We start from the raw sequence: 19,699 nt of genomic DNA, 5'->3' as shown, positions 1-19,699 counted from the left end.
GGATCACTCCGCGGCCAGCAGCGCGCGCTGCGAGAGGTACTGGTGGATGGCGTCGGCGGCGTCGCGGCCGTCGCGGATGGCCCAGACCACCAGCGAGGCGCCGCGGACGATGTCGCCGGCGGCGAAGACGCCCGGCAGGCTGGTCGCCTGGGTCCTGAAGTCGGCCTTCAGCGTGCCCCAGCGCGACACGGTCAGGTCGGGCGCTGCGAACAGGGTCGGCAAGTCCTCAGGATCGAAGCCCAGGGCCTTGATGACGAGGTCGGCGGGCAGGTCGAAGTCACCCCCCTCGACCTCTTCCGGCGCCTGGCGGCCGGTGGCGTCGGGCGGGCCCAGGCGCATGCGGATGGCGCGCAGGCCGTCGGCGCGGCCGGCGTCGCCCAGCACCGCGCGCGGCGCGGCCAGCCATTCGAAGACGACGCCTTCCTCCTCGGCGTGGGCGACCTCGCGGGCCGAGCCGGGCATGTTGGCGCGGTCGCGGCGATAGAGGCAGGTGACCGACTTGGCGCCCTGGCGCACGGCGGTGCGCACGCAGTCCATGGCGGTGTCGCCGCCGCCGACCACGACCACGTCGCGGCCCGCGGCGTTGAGCTCGCCGCTGTCGTGGGCCGGAACGCTGTCGCCCAGGCCGACGCGGTTCGAGGCGATCAGGTAGTCGAGCGCCGGGGCGACCCCGGCTGAACCCGCGCCAGGCGCGACCAGTTCGCGCGCGGCGTAGACGCCGGTGGCGATGAGGATGGAGTCGTGGCGGGCGCGCAGCTCCTCCAGCGAGGCGTCGCGGCCGACCTCGAACGACAGCCTGAACTCGACGCCGCCCTCGGCCAGGCGGCGCGTGCGGCGCTCGACCACGTCCTTCTCCAGCTTGAAGCCGGGGATGCCGTAGATCAGCAGGCCGCCGGCGCGGTCGTGGCGGTCGTAGACGACAACGTCGTAGCCGGCTTCGCGCAGGCGCTCGGCGGCGGCCAGGCCGGCCGGGCCGGCGCCGATGATCCCGACCGACTGGCCGCGGGCGGGGCCGGCGCGCAGGGGTTGGACCCAGCCTTCCTCCCAGGCCTTGTCGGTCAGGTAGCGCTCGACCGCGCCGATGGTGACGGTGCCGTGGCCGGACTGCTCGATGGTGCACGAGCCCTCGCACAGGCGGTCCTGCGGGCAGATGCGGCCGCAGATCTCGGGCATCGAATTGGTGGCCTGGCTGAGGGCATAGGCCTCCTGCAGCCGGCCCTCGGCGGTCATCCGCAGCCAGTCTGGGATGTTGTTGTGCAGCGGGCAGTGGGTCTGACAGAACGGGATGCCGCATTGCGAGCAGCGCGAGGCCTGCTCGGCCGCCTTGGCGTCGATGAAGTCGGCGTAGATCTCGTGGAAATCACCGGCGCGCGTCTCGGCCGCACGCTTGGCCGGCGTGATCCGTTCGACGGTCGTGAACTTCAGCATGCGCTCGGCCATGGCCGCAAAACCTCCACACCCGGATGTCAGGCTGGCTCGGTCTGTAGCGGCGAATGCAAGCCCGTGAAAGTTGATGGTAAAATTACGAGACCAATTTAGCCGTCACATCGACGTGGATGGAGCTTCGGGTTCCGCCCGGGCCGATAGGTAGTCCCAAAAGTGGATGAACCTGAAATTTACCCTGTTCATCGCCCTTGATCCCTCAACCTCATTCCATGGAGTCGCCAGTGCCGGACTGGATCGCCGCCGTCATCCTCGGTCTTGTCGAAGGCCTGACGGAGTTCATTCCGGTCTCGTCGACGGGGCACCTGCTGCTGACCAAGAAGCTGTTGGGCCTGCCCAGCGGCTTCTGGGACACCTTCACCGTCATGATCCAGCTGGGCGCGATCCTGGCGGTGGTGGTGCTGTACTTCCAACGGCTGTGGGGGGTGTTCATCCGCCTGCCCAGCGATCCCAGCGCCCGGTGGTTCGCCGCCAGCGTGGTGATCTCGGTGCTGCCGTCGATGGTGGTGGCGTTCTTCGCGCACGACTTCATCAAGACCGTGCTGTTCGAGAGCATCACCCTGATCTGCGTGATGCTGATCGTCGGCGGGGTGATCCTGCTGCTGGTCGACCGCTGGGCGCCCGAGCCCAAGGAAGCCGACGCGATGAACCTGACGTGGAAGCGGGCGCTGGGCGTCGGGCTCTGTCAGTGCCTGGCCATGGTGCCCGGCGTCTCGCGCTCGGGCGCGACCATCGTCGGCGGGGTGCTGATCGGCATCGACCGGCGCGCGGCGGCCGAGTTCTCGTTCTTCATGGCCATCCCGACCATGGTCGGGGCCTTCGCCCTGGACTTCTGGGAGAACAAGGACGTGCTGACCGGCGACAACCTGGGGCTCATCGCCATCGGCTTCGTGGTCAGCTTCCTGTCAGGCCTGATCGTCGTGAAGACCATGCTGGACTTCATCAACCGCTTCGGGCTGGCGCCCTACGGCTGGTGGCGGATCGGCGCGGGCCTGGTCGGCCTGGGCGTCCTCTACTTCCACGGCGGCTGAGGCCGCCGCCGGGCCTTAGGCCGCCGGAACGACCTGGTCGGCGAACTGGCCGCCCTTGCGGAAGCGGTAGAGGTAGGTCGGAGCGATCGCTTCCAGCGTCATCGGCGTGGCGACGCCCAGCTGGGCCAGGCCCGGCAGGGCGGGGTCGGCCACGTTGTCGTTCTTGAGGATCTCGACCTGGCCGGCGGTGATCGGCGGCGACAGCGGCGTGATCAGGCCGATCGGCGCCGAGAGCTTGGCCAGCAGGCCGGCGATCCCGAACGGCACCGGGACCAGCATGCGGCGGCGGCCGGTCTCGGCGACGACCAGTTCGACGATCTGGCGCACGGTGAAGACGCCCGGACCGCCCAGCTCGTAGGTGCGGCCGGCGCAGGCCGGGTCGGTGACAGCGGCCGCGGCGGCGCGCGCCAGGTCGCCGACATAGATCGGCTGGAGACGGGTTTCAGCGCCGATCAGCGGCAGCACCGGGCTGTAGACGGCCATCTGGCCGAAGGTGTTCAGTAGCTTGTCGCCCTGGCCGAATACGACCGAGGGACGCAGGATGACGGCGTCGGGGAACGCCTCGCGGGTGACGGTCTCGCCCTGGCCCTTGGAGGCGACGTAGTCCGCGCCCTCGCCGCTGTGGGCGCCGATGCCGGAAATCAGCACCAGGCGTTCGACGCCGAGTTCACGCGCCATGCGGGCGACGTTGCGGGCGCCGTCGACGTGCACCGCCGTCAGCTTCTGGCGGCCGGTGTCGTGGAAGATGCCGACGGCGTTGACGGCGGCCTGGGCGCCGGTCAGCGCGCGGCGCACCGAGGCTTCGTCGCGGATATTGGCCTGGACGACCTCGACCTGACCGACGTCGCCCATCAGGCGCATGGTGTGGGCCAGGTGCGGCTGGCGCACCGCCACCCGGATGCGCAGACCCTGCTTGGCGAGGGCCCGAACAATCTGGGTTCCGATGAAGCCCGATCCGCCGAAGACCGTGACCAGATCCTGCATGCCGTGCGTCCGCATATAAAACAAAGAGGGTTCCGAGCCGCCCGGATAGACGAACCCGCCCCGCGCTGCAACGTGACTTCGAATTATGCGACGGACCGTGTTGACCGGCGAAGTGCGGCGCCCTAAAGAGCGCCCTCCCGATCCTAAGGGAACGGGCCCAGGTGGCGGAATTGGTAGACGCGCTGGCTTCAGGTGCCAGTGGCCGAAAGGTCGTGGAGGTTCGAGTCCTCTCCTGGGCACCACTCTCTCGAAGAGTGGCGTCGTTCAGCTCCCAGACATGATGGTTCCTGCAGGTTGCGCTAGCGTTGCGCGGCCGCGACAGGTGTACGTCCATTACGCGTCTGCGCCTGTGCGGCGGAGATCGCGCGCTATATAGGGTGGCGCGACTTGAAGTTTCGGAGACGGCCCTTGGCCAACCATCTGCATATTGGCGATCTTCCCGACGGCGTGTTCGCCGACGCCGAGGCCGTGGCGGTCGATTCGGAGACCATGGGCCTGCAACTGGGCCGCGACCCGCTGTGCGTGGTGCAGCTGTCGGACGGCAAGGGCGACGCCCACCTGGTCCAGCTGGACCGCTCCACCTACGACGCCCCGAACCTGAAGCGGGTGCTGACCGATCCGAAGATCCTGAAGATCTTCCACTTCGGGCGCTTCGACATCGCCATGTTCCACCTGCACCTGGGGGTGGTCACCGCGCCGGTCTACTGCACGAAGATCGCGTCCAAGCTGGCCCGCACCTACACCGACCGCCATGGGCTGAAGGACGTCAGCAAGGAACTGCTGGGCGTCGACATGTCCAAGGCGCAGCAGAGCTCCGACTGGGGCGCGGCCAAGCTCTCCGACGACCAGATCGCCTATGCGGCCTCGGACGTGCTGCACCTGCACGCCCTGCGCGCCAAGCTCGACGCCATGCTGGAGCGGGAAGGCCGCGACGGCCTGGCCCGCGCCTGTTTCGACTTTCTCCCGCACCGCGCCCTGCTGGACGTGAGGGGTTGGGAAGAGGTCGACATCTTCGCCCACGCCTGAGGCCGCCATGACGCTGGCCGCCATAACCGCAAACCCGCCTGGCAGAAGCGACTTCGAGCGCTGGCGGCGGCGTTCGCGGCTGATCCGGCGGCTGCGGGTGATCTTGCCGGCGCTGATCGTCGCGATCCTGCTGGCGCTGCTGGGATTCATCCTGCACACGACCTTCCTGGGCCGCGACGCCGCGCCGCGCGAGGCCGACGCGCCGATCGAGCTGGTCAATCCGCGCTTCGTGGGCAAGGACGAGAAGGGCCGCGCCTTCGTGCTGACCGCGTCGACCGCGGTGCGCGACGAGAACGACTATCAGCGGGTGCTGCTGGACAAGCCGGCGCTGATCCTCGACGCCGAAGGGGTCAATCCGACGCGCGTCACCGCCAAGTCGGGCGTCTATCGCGAGGATCGCCGGGTGCTGAACCTGGACGGCGGCGTCAAGATGAGCGGCGGCGACGTGACCTTCGACACCGCCAGCTCGATCTTCAACACGGCGACCGGCGAACTGGAGGGCGAAGGGCTCATCTCGGGCGCGTCCTCGCTTGGCGAAATCACGGCGAAGTCCTATGGCGTGTACGACAAGGGCGAACGCCTGGTCTTCAAGGGCGGGGTGCGCGGACGCATCGATTCGAAGTAGAGCTTATGCACTGCACTACTCGACCTTTCGCACCGGGCTTCCCAAATGGGCTTCATGAGCATGAGCGGGCTTGAAATGACGAAGCTGGCGGCCCTGGCCGCTTTTGCCATTGCGCTGGGCGCAGGCCCGGCGGCCGCGCAGCTCAGCCAGAGTTCCGACGCGCCGGTGGACATCACCGCCGACGCGCTGGAAGTCGTGAACAACCAGTGCCTGTCGATCTGGAGCGGATCGGCCGAGGCGCTGCAGGATCGCACGCGGCTGCGCGCCGACGTGATCAAGACCTTCTCCAAGCAGACGGGCGCCCGGCCCGGCGGCGCGACCGGCGCCTGCGGGGCGCTGGACCGCATGGAGGCGATCGGCAACGTCTATTACGTGACGCCGCAGCAGAAGGTGCGGGGCGACAACGCCAACTATGACGTGACCGCCGAGCGCATCGTCATCACCGGCGACGTCGTCGCGGTGTCGGGCCAGAACGTGATCCGCGGCGACCGGCTGGTCGTCAACGTCGCCACCGGCGACGCGCAGATGGAATCGGGCGCCAAGGGCCGCGGCAAGGCGCGTCCCCGCGCGGTGATCTTCCCGAACCAGCAGGCGGGCCAGCCTGCCGCGCGGCGCTAGGAGTTCTCTTGCAGGCTGACGCCGATCAATCGCTGCCGGGCCTAGCCGGCGAAGGGCTTGTCGTCGACAACATCGGCAAGTCCTTCCGCAAGCGCGCGGTGGTGAAGGGCGTCTCGCTGCGCCTGGCGCGGGGCGAGGTCGCGGGCCTGCTCGGCCCCAACGGCGCGGGCAAGACCACCTGTTTCTACATGATCACCGGCCTGATCCCGGCCGACTACGGCTCGATCTATCTCGACGGCGAGAACATCACCCGCCAGCCGATGTACCAGCGCGCCCGCATGGGCGTGGGCTACCTGCCGCAGGAAACCTCGATCTTCCGCGCCATGACCGTGGAAGAGAACGTGATGGCCGTGGTCGAGCTGCGCGAACGCAGTCAGGCGCGCGCCAAGCAGACGGTGACCGAGCTGCTGCAGGAGCTGCGCATCGAGCATCTGCGCAATTCGCCGGCCATTTCGCTGTCGGGCGGTGAGCGCCGCCGGGTGGAGATCGCCCGCGCCCTGGCCAGCGAGCCGTCGTTCATGCTGCTGGACGAGCCGTTCGCCGGCATCGACCCGCTGGCGATCGCCGACATCCGCGAGGTGATCACCTACCTCAAGGGCCGCGGCATCGGCATCCTGATCACCGACCACAATGTCCGCGAGACGCTGGACATCATCGACCGCGCTTCGATCATTCACGCCGGCGAGGTGCTGTTCGAAGGCACCCCCGACCAGATCGTCGACGATCCGGAAGTTCGCCGCGTCTACCTGGGCGAGCGCTTCGGCCAGGATTAGCCGGCGCCGGACTTGGCGTCGTCCAGATAGCGCCGGTGTTCCGCCTCCCGCGCCGCGCGCCAGCGGGCCCGCAGCAGCGAGGGGCGGTCGGGATAGCGGTCCTCGAGGAATTGCGCGCTGACCACCCGGTCGGTGCGGAAGTTGCGGAAGTCGGTGCGCAGCTCGCACCAGGCGACCAGCATGCGCACCGTCTCATGATAGCCCACGGTGACCGGCCAGACGGTGCGCTCGCTCTCGCGGTCCTGTTCGTCGCGATAGCAGAGCGTGATCTTGCGGCCGGCGCGGATGGCGGCGCGGACCTGCGCCATGTCGAGCTGGTCGGGCGGGGTCGAGCGCCAGGCCGGCACGGCGCGGCCGGCGGGTTCCAGCACATAGGGGCGCAGACGCTCGGGCACCGAGGCGCCGATCTTCGCGATCAGGTCCTGGGCGGCGCGGGCCAGGGATGGGTCGCCGCGGCTGGCCACCCATTGGGCGCCGAGCACCGCGGCCTCGATCTCGTCGGGGGTCAGCATCAGCGGCGGCAGGTCGAAACCCTGGTCGAGCACATAGCCCATGCCCGCCTCGCCGCGGATCGGCACCCGCTGGCCCATCAGGGTGGCGATGTCGCGGTAGACGGTGCGCTTCGAGGTCTCCAGCTCCTCGGCGATGGTGTCGGCCGTGATCGGCGCGCGCGCCCGGCGCATGATCTGGATGATCTGGAACAGGCGGTCGGCGCGTCGCATGGAGATCCGCTTCATGGGCTGGGAGCATCGGCGAGGGATGCTGACAGCATGGTGGCAGTAGCCCGGTTCTAAGCCAACGGAGTTCTTTCAGGGAGAGACTCCATGATCACGCTTTACGGAATCGGCGCGAAGTTCGGACTGCCCGAGGCCAGCCCCTATGTGACCAAGACGGAGGTCCATCTGCGTCTGGCGGGCCTGGCCTACGTCAAGGAAGCCGCCCCGCCGCAGATGTCGCCCAAGGGCCAGCTGCCCTGGCTGGACGACGACGGCGAACTGATCGCCGACAGTCATTTCATCCGCCAGCACCTGGAGCGGAAGTACGGTCTCGATTTCGACGAGGGGCTTGGCGTGGCCGAGCGCGCCCAGGCCTGGGCCATCGAACGCATGGTCGAGAACCACCTGTGCTGGACCTTGATCAACGCCCGCTGGCTGATTCCCGAAAACTACGCCAAGGGCCCCGCGCAATTCTTCCAGGCCATGCCGCCCGCGATGCAGGAGGACATGCGCCGCGACGCCCAGGCCCGGATCGGCGAGAACCTGCGCGCCGTCGGCATCGGTCGGCACACGGACGATGAAGGCTTGGGGCTGGGGGTGCGCTCGCTGGCGGCGCTATCGGCGCTGCTGGACGGCAAGCCGTTCCTGATGGGCGCGCGGCCCACGGGCGTGGACGCCATCGCGTTCGGCGTATTGGCTGGGTTGATGACGCCGTTCTTCGACGCGCCGATCCGCGACCGGGCCATGAGCTTTGGCAATCTGACGGCGTATGTCGATCGGATGATGGCCGGGGTCTATCCCGAGTTCGACTGGGCGCCGCTGGCTGCGCAGGCGCAGACCATGGCGGCGTAACGAGCCTCGACTTGCGGTTAACGCGTCAGTCGGGCGGTTAACACTTCGGTTGGGATGAGCGCGCTAACCTCGCCAGCAAGAAACAGGCCAGGAGGCGGATTTGGCGCTCGGCGCGCGTTTGGAGCTGAGGCAAGGGCAGGGGCTGGTCATCACGCCCCAGCTGCAGCAGGCGATCAAGCTGCTGCAGCTCTCGAACCTTGAGCTCGATGCCTTCGTCGAGGGCGAGCTGGAGCGCAATCCGCTGCTGCAGCGCGACGAGCGCGAATCAGAGCCCGACCGCGAGGAGCAGCCGCGCAGCGAGGCCGACGACTATTCCGCCGACCAGGTGACCGACCATGCCGCCGCGGCGGACATGGACACCTCGCACGACCAAGCCTCGCCAGGCGAGCACGCCACCGGCGACGCCCAGGAGGCCCAGCATGCGGGCGGGGCCGTCGACTGGTCGCGCGCCGGCAAGGGCGGCAGTTTCGAGGACACCGACGACTTCGAAGGCCGGCTGACCCGCGAGAAGACCCTGAGCGAGCACCTGCACGACCAACTGGCGGTCGCCGGGCTGAGCGCGCCGCAGAACGCCATAGCCGCGGTGCTGATCGACGGGGTGGACGAGGGCGGCTATCTTCGCTGCGACCTGGTCGAGACCGCCGAGCGGCTGGGCTGCGAACTGACCGCCGTCGAAGAGGTGCTGACCGCGCTGCAGGGCTTCGAGCCGACCGGCGTGTTCGCCCGCGACGTGCGCGAGTGCCTGATGCTGCAGCTGAAGGAACGCGACCGCTGCGATCCGGCCATGGTGGCCCTGCTCGACAATCTGGAACTGCTGGCGCGCCGCGACATGGCCGGCCTGCGCAGGATCTGCGGCGTCGACGACGAGGACATGCGCGACATGGTCGCCGAGCTGCGCGGCCTGACCCCGCGGCCCGGCGCGGCGTTCGGCGGCGAGCCGAGCCAGCCGGTGGCGCCGGACGTCTACGTGCGCGAGGGCCTGGGCGGCCTGTGGCACGTGGAGTTGAACACCGACACCCTGCCGCGGCTGCTGATCGACCAGCGCTATCACGCCCGCGTCGCCGGCGGCGCGCGGACCGACCAGGAAAAGGTCTTCGTCTCCGACTGCATGGCCAGCGCCAACTGGCTGGTGAAGAGCCTGGACCAGCGCGCCAAGACCATCCTGAAGGTGGCGAGCGAGATCGTGCGCCAGCAGGACGGCTTCCTGGCCTTCGGGGTCGAGCACCTGCGGCCGCTGAACCTGAAGACCGTGGCCGACGCCATCGGCATGCACGAATCCACCGTCAGCCGGGTGACCTCGAACAAGTACATCGCCACGCCGCGCGGCATGTTCGAGCTGAAGTTCTTCTTCACCTCGTCGATCGCCTCGACCTCGGGCGGGGAGGCGCATTCGGCCGAGAGCGTGCGCCACAAGATCAAGCAGCTGATCGACACCGAACGCGGCGAACGTGACGTGCACTCCGACGACCGGATCGTCGAGATCCTCAAGGAAACCGGCGTCGACATCGCCCGCCGGACGGTCGCCAAGTACCGCGAGGCCATGCGCATTCCCTCGTCCGTCGAACGCCGGCGGATGCTGAAGGAAGCGGTCTAGGCGGTCGGCAGCGCGCCGAGGTAGGCCTCCAGCAGGCGGACCAGTTCATCTTCGAGCGCGGCGGGGTCCAGTTCCAGGCCTGGTTCTGCGGCGGCGGCGCGCAAGAGGCTGATCGGCGCGTGGGTGAGGATGAAGGCGCGTTCGGGCGTCAGCTCGACGCCGATCTGCGCCCGGCCCTCGATCGCCGCCAGAAACGCCTGGTGATGCTGCTGCAGCCCGCCGTCGCCCCCGCGCCGATACAGGGCGTCGAGCAGGGCGGCGCGGCCGCGCGGGGCGTCGTCGAAGCTGCGCGTCAGGGCCTGGACGATGGCGCGCACGGCGTTTGCGCCCGGCGGACTGATGACCAGGTCGGCGATGCTGTCGCGCACCGCGCCCGCGCGCTGCTGCGCCAGGGCGGCCAGGATGTCGTCCTTGTCGCGGAAGTACTGGTAGACCGTGCCGATGCTGACCCCGGCGCGGGCGGCGATGTGGTTGGTGGTCAAGCGCTCGGCGCCGTCGGCCTCGAGAAGTTGAAGGGCGGCGCTCAGGATCACGTCGACGGTCGACTCGGCGCGCGCCTGGCGAGGTGTTCTGCGTTTTCTTTCAGTCATTTGGCGGAACCGAAGGGCGGCGAGGCGCGGCCGCGTGAACGCGAGTAGGAATGTGAGGAATGCTTACATATCGTTCCTGGCAGTCAATGATCTGAACGTCCGGAGACGTCCATGAGCCCCGCCGTCGAGCGCGCCCGCCAGCGTATCGCCGCCCAGAAGGCGCAACTGCCGCTGATGTACGGCGGCGTGGATTTCGACCGCCAGCCCGAGCGCTTCACCGACGATCCGGCCCTGGCGGTGGTGCGCGACCGCGCGCCGCTGGGCGTGCAGGTGACCGACGAGGAGATCGAGCTGGTCCGCGCCTATTCGATGCTGGGCGATGTGGTGGCCGACGCCTATGCGGCGCTGATTCCGCAACACGGCTTCCGCGGGCTGATCGCCATGCTGGTGCAGGCCTGCGACCACGGGATCGAGGCGGTGGAGAACGCCCCGCCGGAGCTGGCCGCCTTCATCGCGGCGATGGAGGCGACGCCGGCCTGGGTGGACATGGCGCTGGTCGACGAGGGGGCGCGGCTGGACCGCAACGCCACCGCCAACCTGGCTCCGTTCGCGATCCGTGGGGCGTTCATCGCCACATTCCTCAACAAGTATTCGGCCCTGCCGATGGCCCTGACCGGGACCTTGAGCAACGACACCGCCGCCCGGCGCGTGAACGAGACGGCGACCTTCTTTGCGACGACGGTGCTGCCGGGCGCGCTGGAGCGGCATGGCGAGGGGTTCAAGGCCGCGGCCATGGTGCGGCTGATGCACTCGATGGTGCGGTTCAACGCCCTGCGCACCGGACGCTGGGACAGCGCGGTGTACGGCGTGCCGATCCCGCAGGTCGACCAGATGCCGGCCGGGCTGATCCCGATCTTCCTGATGGCCTTCAAGATCGTCGGGCAGGGACGGCGCGAGTTCACGGCGGCCGAGCGCGCGCAGGTCGAGCTGGCCCGCTATCGCTGCTTCCTGCTGGGGCTGCCCGAGGAATTGCTGGCCACCACGCCCGAGGGGATCGTGCGGATCATGACCGCGCGCAACTCGACCCTGCGCCATGGGTTCGACGACGAGACCTGCGGGTCGCTGATCCGCGCGACGCTGTCGGCCTATCTGCCGGCCAGCCGTTCGCCGGCGGCGCGGCTGCACAACGTGATCGAGAAGAGTTTCGCCAAGGCGTTCTTCCTGCGGCAGTTCCTGAAGGGCGACCGGGCGGCGGCCGAACGCATGGGCGTGACGGTCAGCGGCCTGGACCGGGCGGTGTTCGCCGGGGTGGCGCTGGGCGTGGGCCTGCGGATGGGGGCCTATCGCCTGGCCGGGCGCATTCCGCTGCTGCGCGGGGCGGCCGACGCCATCCTGGTGCGCAAGATCCGCGGCCTGTTGGCGCGCTATGGCCACGCCGAGTTCACGACCGACGCCTCGAACTATCGCCCGGCGGTTCGCGCCGCCGCCTAGACGCGGGTTTTTGGGCAAGAAAGCGCCCCGGCCTGCGGGCTTTTCGAGAAATTCTGTCTTGAGCCTGACGGGCGTCCGGCTAGGGATGCCCGGTGATCAGCTTTCAATCCGTCGGCAAGACCTTCGCGCGCGCGCCTGCGCCCGCGCTCCGTGACGTCACCTTGGAGGTGACGGCCGGCGAGGTGTTCGGCGTCATCGGCCAGTCGGGCGCCGGCAAGTCGACCCTGATCCGCCTGATCAACGGGCTGGAGCGGCCGAGCACCGGAACGGTGACCACCGATGGCGAGGACGTCGGAGCGCTGGACGCCGCCGGTCTGCGCGCCCTGCGCCGCCGGGTCGGGATGATCTTCCAGCACTTCAACCTGCTGTCCTCCAAGACCGTCGCCCAGAACGTCGCCTATCCGCTGAAGGTGGCGGGCGTGCCGGGGGCGCAGATCGGGCCGAAGGTCGAACAGTTGCTGGCGCGGGTGGGCTTAAGCGACCAGGCGCACAAGCACCCGGCGCAGTTGTCGGGGGGCCAGAAGCAGCGCGTCGGCATCGCCCGCGCCCTGGCCAACGGCCCGAAGATCCTTTTGTGCGACGAGGCGACCAGCGCGCTGGACCCGCAGACCACCGAGCAGATCCTCGACCTGCTCAGCGAGCTGAACCGCGAGCTTGGCCTGACCATCGTGCTGATCACCCACGAGATGGAGGTGATCCGCCGCGTCTGTCACCGCGTCGCCGTGCTGGACGCCGGATCGGTGGTGGAGAGCGGCGAGGTGGCGCAGGTGTTCCTGCATCCGCAGCACGCGGTGACCCGGGCGCTGGTGGCCGACGCCGCCGGCCTGGGCGCCGCGGCGACGCCCGGCGCGCTGCGGCTGACCTTCCGCGGGCAGGCGACCTATGAGCCGATCCTGGGCCGCATCGCCCGTGACACCGGCGTCGACTATTCGATCCTGGCCGGGCGCATCGACCGCATCCGCGACGAGCCCTACGGCCAGCTGCTGGTCTCGCTGGTGGGGGGCGACATCGCCGCCGCGCGCGAGCGGCTGGTCGCCGCCGGCGTGCGGGTCGAGGAGGCCTAGATGTTCGCCAATATCAACTGGGCAGATATCGGCCAGGCGAGCCTGGACACCCTGGTCATGCTGGCCGGATCGCTGGGCTTCTCGGTGCTGCTGGGCCTGCCGCTGGGCGTGATCCTGTTCCTGACCGGAAAGGGCAAGCTGCTGGAGAACGGCCCGGCGCATGCGGCGCTGTCGTTCGCGGTCAATGTGCTGCGCTCGGTGCCCTTCGTGATCCTGCTGATCGTGATGATCCCGCTGACCATGCTGCTGGTCGGCACCTCTCTGGGGGTGGCTGGCGCGATCCCGCCGCTGGTGGTCGGCGCCGCGCCCTTCTATGCCCGGCTGGTCGAGACCGCCCTGCGCGAAGTCGACAAGGGCGTCATCGAGGCGGCCCAGGCGATGGGGGCGAGCCCGCGCCAGATCGTGTTCGGGGCGCTGCTGCCCGAGGCCTTGCCCGGGATCGTGGCCGGCGCGACGGTGACGGCCATCGCGCTGGTCTCCTACACCGCCATGGCGGGCGTGGTCGGGGCCGGCGGCCTGGGCGACCTGGCCATCCGCTTCGGCTACCAGCGGTTCCAGACCGACGTCATGGTCGTGACGGTGCTGCTGCTGCTGGCCCTGGTGCAGGGGCTGCAATGGGCGGGCGACCGCCTGGTCATCAAGCTCAGCCGCCGCTGAGCCGCGAAAGGACGTCCATGCTGAACAAGCGCACCCTGATCCTGGCCGCCGCCGCCCTGGCGCTGGCCGCCTGCGGGCAGAAGCCGGCCGCCACGGGCGCCGCGGACACCCTGGTGATCGCCGCCACCCCGGTGCCGCACGCCGAGATCCTGGAGGTGGTTCGCCCGCTCCTGGCCAAGGAGGGCGTGAAGCTGGATGTGAAGGTGTTCAACGACTATGTGCAGCCCAACCTGCAGGTGGCGCAGAAGCAGCTGGACGTGAACTATTTCCAGACCGCGCCCTATCTCGACGAGTTCAACAAGGCCCGCGGCACCAACCTGGTGAAGGTGGCCGGCGTGCACATCGAGCCGATCGGGGCCTATTCGAAGAAGATCAAGTCGCTGGCAGAGCTGCCGCAGGGCGCCAGCGTGGCGATCCCGAACGAGCCGAGCAATGGCGGCCGTGCGCTGCTGCTGCTGCAGAAGGGCGGGCTGATCACGCTTAAGGACCCGGCCAACCCGCTGTCGACGCTGAACGACATCGTCGCCAACCCCAAGGGGCTGAAGTTCAAGGAGCTGGAGGCCGCGACCCTGCCGCGGGTGCTGGGCGAGCTGGACCTGGCGGTGATCAACACCAACTACGTGCTGGACGCGGGGCTGAACCCGGCCAAGGACGCGCTGATCCTGGAAGACGGGAACAGCCCCTATGTGAACCTGCTGGTCGCCCGGGCCGACAACAAGGATGACCCGCGGGTGCAGAAGCTGGCCAAGGCGCTGACCAGCCCCGAGGTGAAGGCGTTCATCGCCCAGAAGTACGCCGGCGCAGTGCAGCCGGCGTTCTGATCGTCCGGCGGGGCGACCCTAGATGTCCCTCTCCCCGCTCGAGGGGAGAGGGAGTGGTCTGTGCGGGCGGCTGACGGAGGGGATCGCGTCGGCAGGCTCCCTCCGTCGCGAGCTGAGCTCCTACCGCGCCACGACTTCGGCGATCTGGACGGCGTTGAGGGCGGCGCCCTTCAGCAGCTGGTCGCCGACCACGAACAGGCTGAGCGTGCGGCCGGTCGGGTCGGAGAGGTCGGCGCGGATGCGGCCGACCAGGACGTCGTCGGCGCCCGAGGCCTCGTTCGGCATCGGGAAGTGGTTGCGCAGCGCGTCGTTGACCAGCTTCACGCCCGGCGCGGCGGCCAGCCACTCTTCGGCCTGCGCGGGGGTGACCGGGTTCTCGAACTCGACGGTCAGCGACATCGAGTGAGCGCGCAGAACCGGCACCCGCACGCAGGTGAAGGACAGGCGCAGGTCTGGCGTGGACATGATCTTGCGGATCTCCTCCATCGCCTTGAGCTCTTCGCCGTTGTAGCCGGTCTCGGCGTCGATCCCGGCGTTATGGCTGAACAGGTTGAAGGCGTAGGGGTGCGGCAGCACCTTCGGCTCGAAGGCCTCGCCGGCCAGGTAGGCGGCGGTCGATTGCTCGAGTTCGGCCATGGCCGCGGCGCCGGCGCCCGAGGCCGACTGGTAGGTCGCGCCGATGACCCGCTGGATGGCGTTGTTGGCGTGCAGCGGCGCCAGCGCCATCACCGCGATGGCGGCGACGCAGTTGGGGTTGGCGACGATGCGCGGCTGCTCGCCCAGCAGGCGCCCGTTCACTTCCGGCACCACCAGCGGGATTTCCGGCTGCATGCGGAAGGCCGACGAGTTGTCGACCACCACGCAGCCCTTGGCCGCGGCGATCGGCGCGAACTCCCGGCTGATCGAGGCGCCGGCCGAGAACAGGGCGATGTCGACGCCGGTGAAGCTATCGGCGGTCAGCGCCTCGACGGCCACCTGGCGGCCCTGGAAGGTGTAGGTGCGGCCGGCCGAGCGCGGCGAGGCCAGCAGCTTCAGCGCGCGGACCGGGAAGTTGCGGCGCTCAAGGCACTCCATCAGCTCGACGCCGACGGCGCCGGTGGCCCCGACGATGGCGACGTTGAACAGGCGTTGGCCGGCGGGGCGGGCGACTTCGGTGGAAAGCATGACTCTATCGTCTCCGGTGGGTGAGTTCCGGGAGGCCGAGGTCTTTCGCTTTTCGAGATTGCGACCCCAGCCTGCCGGCGGGGTCCTTGGGGTCTTACGCGGCGAGCACGCGCGATCCCCCAAGCCCCGCGGGCATGGTGGTTTTAATCGCGCTTTTAATGGTCGAACGACGCATGGCGCTCCGATATGGCAAAGAGCGCCTGCTTGTAAATGATGAAATTCAGGCCAAATCCAAAACGAGGCTCGGGCGTTGTGGTCGCGCCAGGAAGTCTGAAGGGGCCGCTGCGGCGAGGCATGGACGACGAACCAGACCACACTTCCATCTCCGCCATCGTTCGTGAGCTCACCGAGCGCGAGAGCGTCAGCATCGGCGAAATCGTCGATCGGTTCGGGACGCGGGCGTTCGGCGCGCTGCTGTTCATCTTCGCCCTGCCGAACCTGCTGCCGCTGCCGCCGGGCTCGTCGACGATCCTCGGCGCGCCGCTGCTGCTGCTCGCGCCTCAGGTGGCGCTGGGCGTCGATGCGCCATGGCTGCCGCGCTCGGTCGACAACCGCCGGATCACCGGCGCGGACCTGAACAAGGTGTTCAAGCCGTTGCTGCCGTGGGTCGAGCGGTTCGAGAAGATCTCGCGGCCGCGGATCGGCGTGCTGTTCAGCGCCTGGGGGCAGAGGCTGATCGGCGCCATCTGCTCGGTGCTGGCCTTCGTGCTGATCCTGCCGATCCCGCTGGGCAATCTGCTGCCGGGCCTGACGATCGGGGTGCTGGGCTTTTCGCTGTTCCAGCGCGACGGGTTCTTTGCGGTCGCCGGGTACGTTCTGGCCGCGTTCAGCGCCTTTCTCCTGTACGTCGCCGCCGACGCGGTGATCGCCGGAGTTCGCCTTCTCGTGAACTGGCTCGGGGGTGCTTGACACCTAAGCCGCGCAGGCGCGTTGTTAGCTCATGCAAGTCTTAGTCTCTGGCAAGCATGTCGCCGTTGGGGAGGCCCTGCGCGAGCGGGTCACCGACGAAATCACCGGTTCCATCGGTAAGTACTTCGAACGTGGCGGAGACGCCGACGTCGTGGTCAGCCGTGAGGGCCATTCCTTCCGAGTCGACTGCGCGGTGAAACTGGCCTCAGGCCAGGCGTTGCAGTCCCATGGTCTGGGGAGCGATGCGCATGGCGCATTCGATGCGGCTCTCGCAAAGATCGAGACCCGTATCCGGCGATACAAGCGCCGGCTGAAGAGCCACTCCGCGGCGGCGAACGCCAAGCTGGCGGAGACGGCGTCGTATTTCGTCATCCGGGCCCCGGAGGGGGATGAGGATGTCGATTGGGACGACGGCGAAACGTCGCAGGCGGCGCATGCGCCACCTTCGGGAATGGTAATCGCCGAAACAGAAAAGCCTGTCCGCGAAATGACCGTTTCTATGGCGGTGATGGAGTTGGACTTGACGGAATCTCAAACAATCGTGTTTAGGAACGCCGCTCACGGGGGCTTGTCCGTGGTGTACCGCCGGCCAGATGGAAATATTGGCTGGATCGATCCCGAACGTACGAAACCGCTCGACGGGAAAGGCGTGAACGGAACCAGCGTCTAGGCGCTGGATTATCCGTCGTCCCCGAGCCGAACGTGCGTCGGGCTTTGTTCGAGTTTGGGCGTCACGAGATTATGCAAATAGGCGATATTCTGGACCGCGCGGCGATCGCCGCGCGAGCAAGCGCGCCAAGCAAGCGCCAGGCCCTGGCCGTGGTGGCGGAGGTCGCTGCCCGGAACTTCGGCCTGGACGCCGGCGTCGTGCTGGACGCCCTGATCGAGCGCGAGAATGCGGGCTCGACGGGCGTCGGCCACGGCGTGGCGGTGCCGCACGCGCGGCTGGAAGGCCTGACCCAGATGCGCGGCGTGTTCGTGCGCCTGGACGTGCCGGCGGGTTTCGAGTCGGTGGACGAGCAGCCGGTCGATCTGATTTTCGCGCTGTTCGCGCCGCCGAACGCGAGCTCCGAGCACCTGCGGGCGCTGGCCCGCGTGTCGCGCATGCTGCGCCAGGGCGACCTGCGCGAGCACCTGCGCCAGGCTCGGACGCCTGACGCCATTCACGCGCTTCTTGTTCAGGAGAGGCCTTCAGCGGCCGCCTGACGCGCAGCGAGGCCGGACTGTCGAAGTCCGGCCCGCGCGTCTCATTCGTCGATTAGTGCACCGAAACCGGCGCCAGTTCATGGGCCAGCGCCGCGGCGACGGCCGAGTCCTTATCGGTCAGCACCGCCAGGCGTTCGCCGTCGGCGCGATGGACTGCGTACAAAATCTGATCGGGATCGAGCTGAAACCCCTGGATCTGTGCAGCAGGCGTGTTCGCCATGATCTCGGCAGCCTTGATCGGGCGGACGTAGACGAGGTCCGGGGCGCCGAGGGCGGCGAAAGCTTCAGTCGTAAGATTGGGTGTCATCATGACCACCTCCGTAAAACTCAACGCTTCGAACGGCCGCCGGTTCAGCCGGCCGTCTTGATCGGGATTCGCTGCACCAGGCGCTCCGGCTCGGGTCGAACGAGGTCGATGTGCAACAGGCCATGGGCCAGCGTCGCGCCATCCACCTTCATGCCGTCCGCCAGAACGAAGGTCCGAAGAAAGCCGCGCGCCGCGATTCCGCGGTGCAGATAGGCCTCATCCGAGGCGCCCTCGCGCTTGCCGGCCACCACGAGCTGGCGGTCCTCGACGGTCACCTGCAGCTGCTCGGGCGTGAAGCCGGCCACCGCCAGGGTGATCCGCAGGGCGCCGTCGCCGCGGTCCTCCACATTGTAGGGCGGATAGCTTTCGGCGGCGGCCTTGGCCGCTCGCTCGATCAGGCTGCGGGTATGGTCGAACCCCAGCAGGAAGGGGCTGTCAAAGACAAGCGAGCGGTTCATTCCAGAGTCCTCAGTTTAAGCGACTCCCCGGAGCTCCGCCCTGACGGCGCGGCGCTTCGGTTGGAACTCATGTGGCGACGGCGCAGCCGGATTTCAACGGTAGGGGCGAGTCGGGACGAGGCTGACTCGCTGCTGACAGATTTCGGCCGCCGGCGCGTTAGTTGAGGGATCCATTCACCCCACGGAGCCAGTCTCATGACCCTGACCGCGTCCTGCCATTGCGGCGCCACCAAGATCCAGGCGCCTGTCCCGACCAGCGCCACCGAATGCAACTGCACCTACTGCGCCCGCACCGGCGCGGTGTGGGCCTACTACAAGCCAGGAGAGCTGCAGATGCTCTCGCAGGAGGCCGAAGGGACGTACTCAGCGAGCGACGCCGGCAACGCCCACCACTTCTGCGGCCGCTGCGGGATGCAGACCTGGGGCGACTCGCCGGACTGGAGCTCGGTCTACAATATGGACGGGACGCCGAAGCCGGGGTTCGACGCCGGATCCATGCCGAGCGCGCGCATCCACGGCTTGAACCTGCGGCTGGTCGACGACCTCGACTGGTCGAGCATCACCGTCGAGAAGGTGGATGGTCGCAACAACTGGTGAGGCGGGCGCCTAGATAAGGCGAAGGCCCGCAGGGTGTCCTGCGGGCCTCCATGGTGGAGCTAAGCGGAGTCGAACCGCTGACCTCTTGAATGCCATTCAAGCGCTCTACCAGCTGAGCTATAGCCCCGAGGTCTCGGGTCTCTCTGGAGGTCGCCCCCCGAAGAGGCGCGGAACCTAGTCTGAGAGTTTCGTGCGATCAACCCACCCTGAAAGAAATTTTTGGGTGGGTTGTCGCACCCGGGTTTTTACCGGTCGTCTTCGTCGCCTTCGCCCGGCAGGCCCTCGATTTCGGCGTCGTCGAAATCGTCTTCGTCCTCGTCCTCAAGGAACGGAACGTCGTCGGTTTCTTCGTCCTCGAGCTCGTCCTCGGTGAACTCCGAGAGCTGGTCCTCAGGCGCGGTGTCGGGGGCCTCGTCGTCGTCGTCGGAGACAAGCGGCGGCTCGTCGACGACTTCGTCGAGTTCGGGGGTGACCGCCTCGTCCTCGTCTTCGTCCTCGTCCTTGGGCTTGCTGCGGACTTGATCCTCAGCCTCTTCATGGTCGTGGTCGACGGTCGAGGTGCGGGCGCGAACGCGGCGGTTGCGGACCGCCTCGTCAGGGTCGAACTCCGTACCGCACTTCGGGCAGACGGCGGGCCGGCGGGTCAGGTCGTAGAACTTCGCCTGACAGTTGGGGCAAATCTGCTTTGCGCCCAGTTCGGGATTGGCCAAGGGGCGGAGCCTCTTTGAGCGAGTTTGAATTGAAGCCGGCTCCCTTGCCATGGGCGGGGAGCGCTGTCAAAAGCAAACCCCTTTTCGAAAACTGGACAAACTTGATAGCCGAAAGTGGACGCC

Annotated in this window: 23 protein-coding genes and 2 tRNA genes; 16 read left to right on the top strand and 9 right to left on the bottom strand. The window is 68.3% G+C overall.

The genetic code is table 11. The annotated features are described in order from the left end of the window. Nucleotides 1–3: 3 nt before the first annotated feature. A complete protein-coding gene (locus tag ASC79_RS06120; protein WP_056024685.1) occupies nucleotides 4–1,440 on the bottom strand; it encodes an NAD(P)-dependent oxidoreductase in 1,437 nt (478 codons plus the stop codon). Nucleotides 1,441–1,667: 227 nt separating this feature from the next. On the opposite strand from ASC79_RS06120, the gene ASC79_RS06115 reads away from it, so the two are divergent. Beyond that, complete coding sequence (locus ASC79_RS06115; RefSeq protein WP_056024689.1) at nucleotides 1,668–2,474, top strand: undecaprenyl-diphosphate phosphatase; 807 nt, start codon at nucleotides 1,668–1,670, stop codon at nucleotides 2,472–2,474. Between the two features lie 15 nt (nucleotides 2,475–2,489). On the opposite strand, the gene ASC79_RS06110 is transcribed toward ASC79_RS06115, so the two are convergent. After that, on the bottom strand, nucleotides 2,490–3,458 hold the full coding sequence (locus ASC79_RS06110) for a complex I NDUFA9 subunit family protein (RefSeq protein WP_056024691.1): 969 nt from the start codon (nucleotides 3,456–3,458) through the stop codon (nucleotides 2,490–2,492). A gap of 155 nt (nucleotides 3,459–3,613) precedes the next feature. On the opposite strand from ASC79_RS06110, the gene ASC79_RS06105 reads away from it, so the two are divergent. The 5 genes from ASC79_RS06105 to lptB all read left to right on the top strand — a co-directional run bounded on the left by ASC79_RS06105 (nucleotide 3,614) and on the right by lptB (nucleotide 6,500). Then, nucleotides 3,614–3,700 (top strand) — tRNA-Leu (locus ASC79_RS06105). A 166-nt stretch (nucleotides 3,701–3,866) separates the two neighbouring features. Beyond that, complete coding sequence (locus ASC79_RS06100) at nucleotides 3,867–4,484, top strand: ribonuclease D (protein WP_056024694.1); 618 nt, start codon at nucleotides 3,867–3,869, stop codon at nucleotides 4,482–4,484. 7 nt (nucleotides 4,485–4,491) lie between these two features. Beyond that, complete coding sequence (lptC, locus tag ASC79_RS06095; protein ID WP_056024697.1) at nucleotides 4,492–5,109, top strand: LPS export ABC transporter periplasmic protein LptC; 618 nt, start codon at nucleotides 4,492–4,494, stop codon at nucleotides 5,107–5,109. Between the two features lie 75 nt (nucleotides 5,110–5,184). After that, nucleotides 5,185–5,727: an LptA/OstA family protein gene (locus ASC79_RS06090; RefSeq protein WP_082532039.1), complete on the top strand. Its 543-nt coding sequence runs from the start codon at nucleotides 5,185–5,187 to the stop codon at nucleotides 5,725–5,727. A gap of 32 nt (nucleotides 5,728–5,759) precedes the next feature. Then, entirely contained in the window at nucleotides 5,760–6,500 is a 741-nt protein-coding gene (gene lptB / locus ASC79_RS06085) for an LPS export ABC transporter ATP-binding protein (protein WP_056025149.1), read from the top strand. Here lptB and ASC79_RS06080 read toward each other — a convergent pair. Then, the gene (locus tag ASC79_RS06080; protein WP_056024703.1) at nucleotides 6,497–7,222 is read right to left on the bottom strand and encodes a YafY family protein; all 726 of its coding nucleotides are present in this window, start codon (nucleotides 7,220–7,222) and stop codon (nucleotides 6,497–6,499) included. The two genes, lptB and ASC79_RS06080, sit on opposite strands and share 4 nt — an antisense overlap. A gap of 102 nt (nucleotides 7,223–7,324) precedes the next feature. Between ASC79_RS06080 and ASC79_RS06075 the strand changes: the two genes are divergently transcribed. After that, the gene (locus tag ASC79_RS06075) at nucleotides 7,325–8,068 is read left to right on the top strand and encodes a glutathione S-transferase family protein (protein ID WP_056024706.1); all 744 of its coding nucleotides are present in this window, start codon (nucleotides 7,325–7,327) and stop codon (nucleotides 8,066–8,068) included. A 100-nt stretch (nucleotides 8,069–8,168) separates the two neighbouring features. Then, nucleotides 8,169–9,662 (top strand): RNA polymerase factor sigma-54, encoded by a 1,494-nt coding sequence (rpoN, locus tag ASC79_RS06070; protein WP_056024709.1) that lies wholly within the window; start codon nucleotides 8,169–8,171, stop codon nucleotides 9,660–9,662. Here rpoN and ASC79_RS06065 read toward each other — a convergent pair. Beyond that, nucleotides 9,659–10,252 (bottom strand): TetR/AcrR family transcriptional regulator, encoded by a 594-nt coding sequence (locus ASC79_RS06065; RefSeq protein ID WP_056024712.1) that lies wholly within the window; start codon nucleotides 10,250–10,252, stop codon nucleotides 9,659–9,661. The genes rpoN and ASC79_RS06065 overlap by 4 nt on opposite strands. Nucleotides 10,253–10,363: 111 nt before the next feature. Between ASC79_RS06065 and ASC79_RS06060 the strand changes: the two genes are divergently transcribed. The 4 genes from ASC79_RS06060 (at nucleotide 10,364) to ASC79_RS06045 (ending at nucleotide 14,225) form a co-directional block, all read left to right on the top strand. Then, nucleotides 10,364–11,683, top strand: coding sequence for an oxygenase MpaB family protein (locus tag ASC79_RS06060; RefSeq protein WP_056024715.1), 1,320 nt, complete (start codon nucleotides 10,364–10,366; stop codon nucleotides 11,681–11,683). A gap of 92 nt (nucleotides 11,684–11,775) precedes the next feature. After that, entirely contained in the window at nucleotides 11,776–12,747 is a 972-nt protein-coding gene (locus tag ASC79_RS06055) for a methionine ABC transporter ATP-binding protein (RefSeq protein ID WP_056024718.1), read from the top strand. Then, complete coding sequence (locus ASC79_RS06050) at nucleotides 12,748–13,404, top strand: methionine ABC transporter permease (RefSeq protein WP_056024721.1); 657 nt, start codon at nucleotides 12,748–12,750, stop codon at nucleotides 13,402–13,404. A gap of 17 nt (nucleotides 13,405–13,421) precedes the next feature. Then, on the top strand, nucleotides 13,422–14,225 hold the full coding sequence (locus tag ASC79_RS06045) for a MetQ/NlpA family ABC transporter substrate-binding protein (protein ID WP_056024724.1): 804 nt from the start codon (nucleotides 13,422–13,424) through the stop codon (nucleotides 14,223–14,225). Between the two features lie 120 nt (nucleotides 14,226–14,345). On the opposite strand, the gene ASC79_RS06040 is transcribed toward ASC79_RS06045, so the two are convergent. Further along, nucleotides 14,346–15,389: an aspartate-semialdehyde dehydrogenase gene (locus ASC79_RS06040; RefSeq protein WP_056024726.1), complete on the bottom strand. Its 1,044-nt coding sequence runs from the start codon at nucleotides 15,387–15,389 to the stop codon at nucleotides 14,346–14,348. 294 nt (nucleotides 15,390–15,683) lie between these two features. Between ASC79_RS06040 and ASC79_RS06035 the strand changes: the two genes are divergently transcribed. From ASC79_RS06035 to ptsN, 3 genes are all read left to right on the top strand, one after another. Next, the gene (locus ASC79_RS06035) at nucleotides 15,684–16,298 is read left to right on the top strand and encodes an exopolysaccharide biosynthesis protein (protein WP_056024729.1); all 615 of its coding nucleotides are present in this window, start codon (nucleotides 15,684–15,686) and stop codon (nucleotides 16,296–16,298) included. Nucleotides 16,299–16,329: 31 nt separating this feature from the next. After that, on the top strand, nucleotides 16,330–16,968 hold the full coding sequence (gene hpf, locus ASC79_RS06030; RefSeq protein WP_056024732.1) for a ribosome hibernation-promoting factor, HPF/YfiA family: 639 nt from the start codon (nucleotides 16,330–16,332) through the stop codon (nucleotides 16,966–16,968). Nucleotides 16,969–17,039: 71 nt separating this feature from the next. After that, complete coding sequence (gene ptsN / locus ASC79_RS06025) at nucleotides 17,040–17,504, top strand: PTS IIA-like nitrogen regulatory protein PtsN (RefSeq protein WP_056024735.1); 465 nt, start codon at nucleotides 17,040–17,042, stop codon at nucleotides 17,502–17,504. Between the two features lie 52 nt (nucleotides 17,505–17,556). Here ptsN and ASC79_RS06020 read toward each other — a convergent pair whose 3' ends face one another. Together ASC79_RS06020 and ASC79_RS06015 are read right to left on the bottom strand one after the other, a co-directional pair. Continuing rightward, a complete protein-coding gene (locus ASC79_RS06020; RefSeq protein WP_056025152.1) occupies nucleotides 17,557–17,811 on the bottom strand; it encodes a DUF1150 family protein in 255 nt (84 codons plus the stop codon). Nucleotides 17,812–17,855: 44 nt separating this feature from the next. After that, entirely contained in the window at nucleotides 17,856–18,269 is a 414-nt protein-coding gene (locus ASC79_RS06015; protein WP_056024738.1) for an Hsp20 family protein, read from the bottom strand. A gap of 195 nt (nucleotides 18,270–18,464) precedes the next feature. Between ASC79_RS06015 and ASC79_RS06010 the strand changes: the two genes are divergently transcribed. Further along, nucleotides 18,465–18,866, top strand: a complete 402-nt coding sequence (locus ASC79_RS06010; RefSeq protein WP_056024741.1) for a GFA family protein — start codon at nucleotides 18,465–18,467, stop codon at nucleotides 18,864–18,866. 51 nt (nucleotides 18,867–18,917) lie between these two features. Here the strand turns inward: ASC79_RS06010 and ASC79_RS06005 are convergent. Further along, a tRNA-Ala gene (locus tag ASC79_RS06005) sits at nucleotides 18,918–18,993 on the bottom strand. A 118-nt stretch (nucleotides 18,994–19,111) separates the two neighbouring features. Next, a complete protein-coding gene (locus ASC79_RS06000; RefSeq protein WP_056024744.1) occupies nucleotides 19,112–19,576 on the bottom strand; it encodes a TIGR02300 family protein in 465 nt (154 codons plus the stop codon). Between the last annotated feature and the right edge of the window lie 123 nt (nucleotides 19,577–19,699).

This window comes from Phenylobacterium sp. Root1290, from assembly GCF_001425305.1.
Lineage (GTDB): Bacteria > Pseudomonadota > Alphaproteobacteria > Caulobacterales > Caulobacteraceae > Phenylobacterium.
This window is presented reverse-complemented; position numbering and strand designations above follow the sequence as displayed.

Excerpts from the sequence above, each read along its gene's own strand:
- ASC79_RS06050 (WP_056024721.1), top strand. The coding sequence starts at position 12,748 with ATGTTCGCCAATATCAACTGGGCAGATATCGGCCAGGCGAGCCTGGAC.
- ptsN (WP_056024735.1), top strand. The coding sequence starts at position 17,040 with ATGCAAATAGGCGATATTCTGGACCGCGCGGCGATCGCCGCGCGAGCA.
- lptC (WP_056024697.1), top strand. The coding sequence starts at position 4,492 with ATGACGCTGGCCGCCATAACCGCAAACCCGCCTGGCAGAAGCGACTTC.
- ASC79_RS06075 (WP_056024706.1), top strand. The coding sequence starts at position 7,325 with ATGATCACGCTTTACGGAATCGGCGCGAAGTTCGGACTGCCCGAGGCC.
- ASC79_RS06035 (WP_056024729.1), top strand. The coding sequence starts at position 15,684 with ATGGACGACGAACCAGACCACACTTCCATCTCCGCCATCGTTCGTGAG.
- ASC79_RS06020 (WP_056025152.1), bottom strand. The coding sequence starts at position 17,811 with ATGACACCCAATCTTACGACTGAAGCTTTCGCCGCCCTCGGCGCCCCG.
- ASC79_RS06110 (WP_056024691.1), bottom strand. The coding sequence starts at position 3,458 with ATGCAGGATCTGGTCACGGTCTTCGGCGGATCGGGCTTCATCGGAACC.
- ASC79_RS06010 (WP_056024741.1), top strand. The coding sequence starts at position 18,465 with ATGACCCTGACCGCGTCCTGCCATTGCGGCGCCACCAAGATCCAGGCG.
- ASC79_RS06045 (WP_056024724.1), top strand. The coding sequence starts at position 13,422 with ATGCTGAACAAGCGCACCCTGATCCTGGCCGCCGCCGCCCTGGCGCTG.
- ASC79_RS06120 (WP_056024685.1), bottom strand. The coding sequence starts at position 1,440 with ATGGCCGAGCGCATGCTGAAGTTCACGACCGTCGAACGGATCACGCCG.
- hpf (WP_056024732.1), top strand. The coding sequence starts at position 16,330 with ATGCAAGTCTTAGTCTCTGGCAAGCATGTCGCCGTTGGGGAGGCCCTG.
- ASC79_RS06080 (WP_056024703.1), bottom strand. The coding sequence starts at position 7,222 with ATGCGACGCGCCGACCGCCTGTTCCAGATCATCCAGATCATGCGCCGG.
- ASC79_RS06040 (WP_056024726.1), bottom strand. The coding sequence starts at position 15,389 with ATGCTTTCCACCGAAGTCGCCCGCCCCGCCGGCCAACGCCTGTTCAAC.
- ASC79_RS06090 (WP_082532039.1), top strand. The coding sequence starts at position 5,185 with ATGACGAAGCTGGCGGCCCTGGCCGCTTTTGCCATTGCGCTGGGCGCA.
- ASC79_RS06015 (WP_056024738.1), bottom strand. The coding sequence starts at position 18,269 with ATGAACCGCTCGCTTGTCTTTGACAGCCCCTTCCTGCTGGGGTTCGAC.
- ASC79_RS06065 (WP_056024712.1), bottom strand. The coding sequence starts at position 10,252 with ATGACTGAAAGAAAACGCAGAACACCTCGCCAGGCGCGCGCCGAGTCG.
- ASC79_RS06060 (WP_056024715.1), top strand. The coding sequence starts at position 10,364 with ATGAGCCCCGCCGTCGAGCGCGCCCGCCAGCGTATCGCCGCCCAGAAG.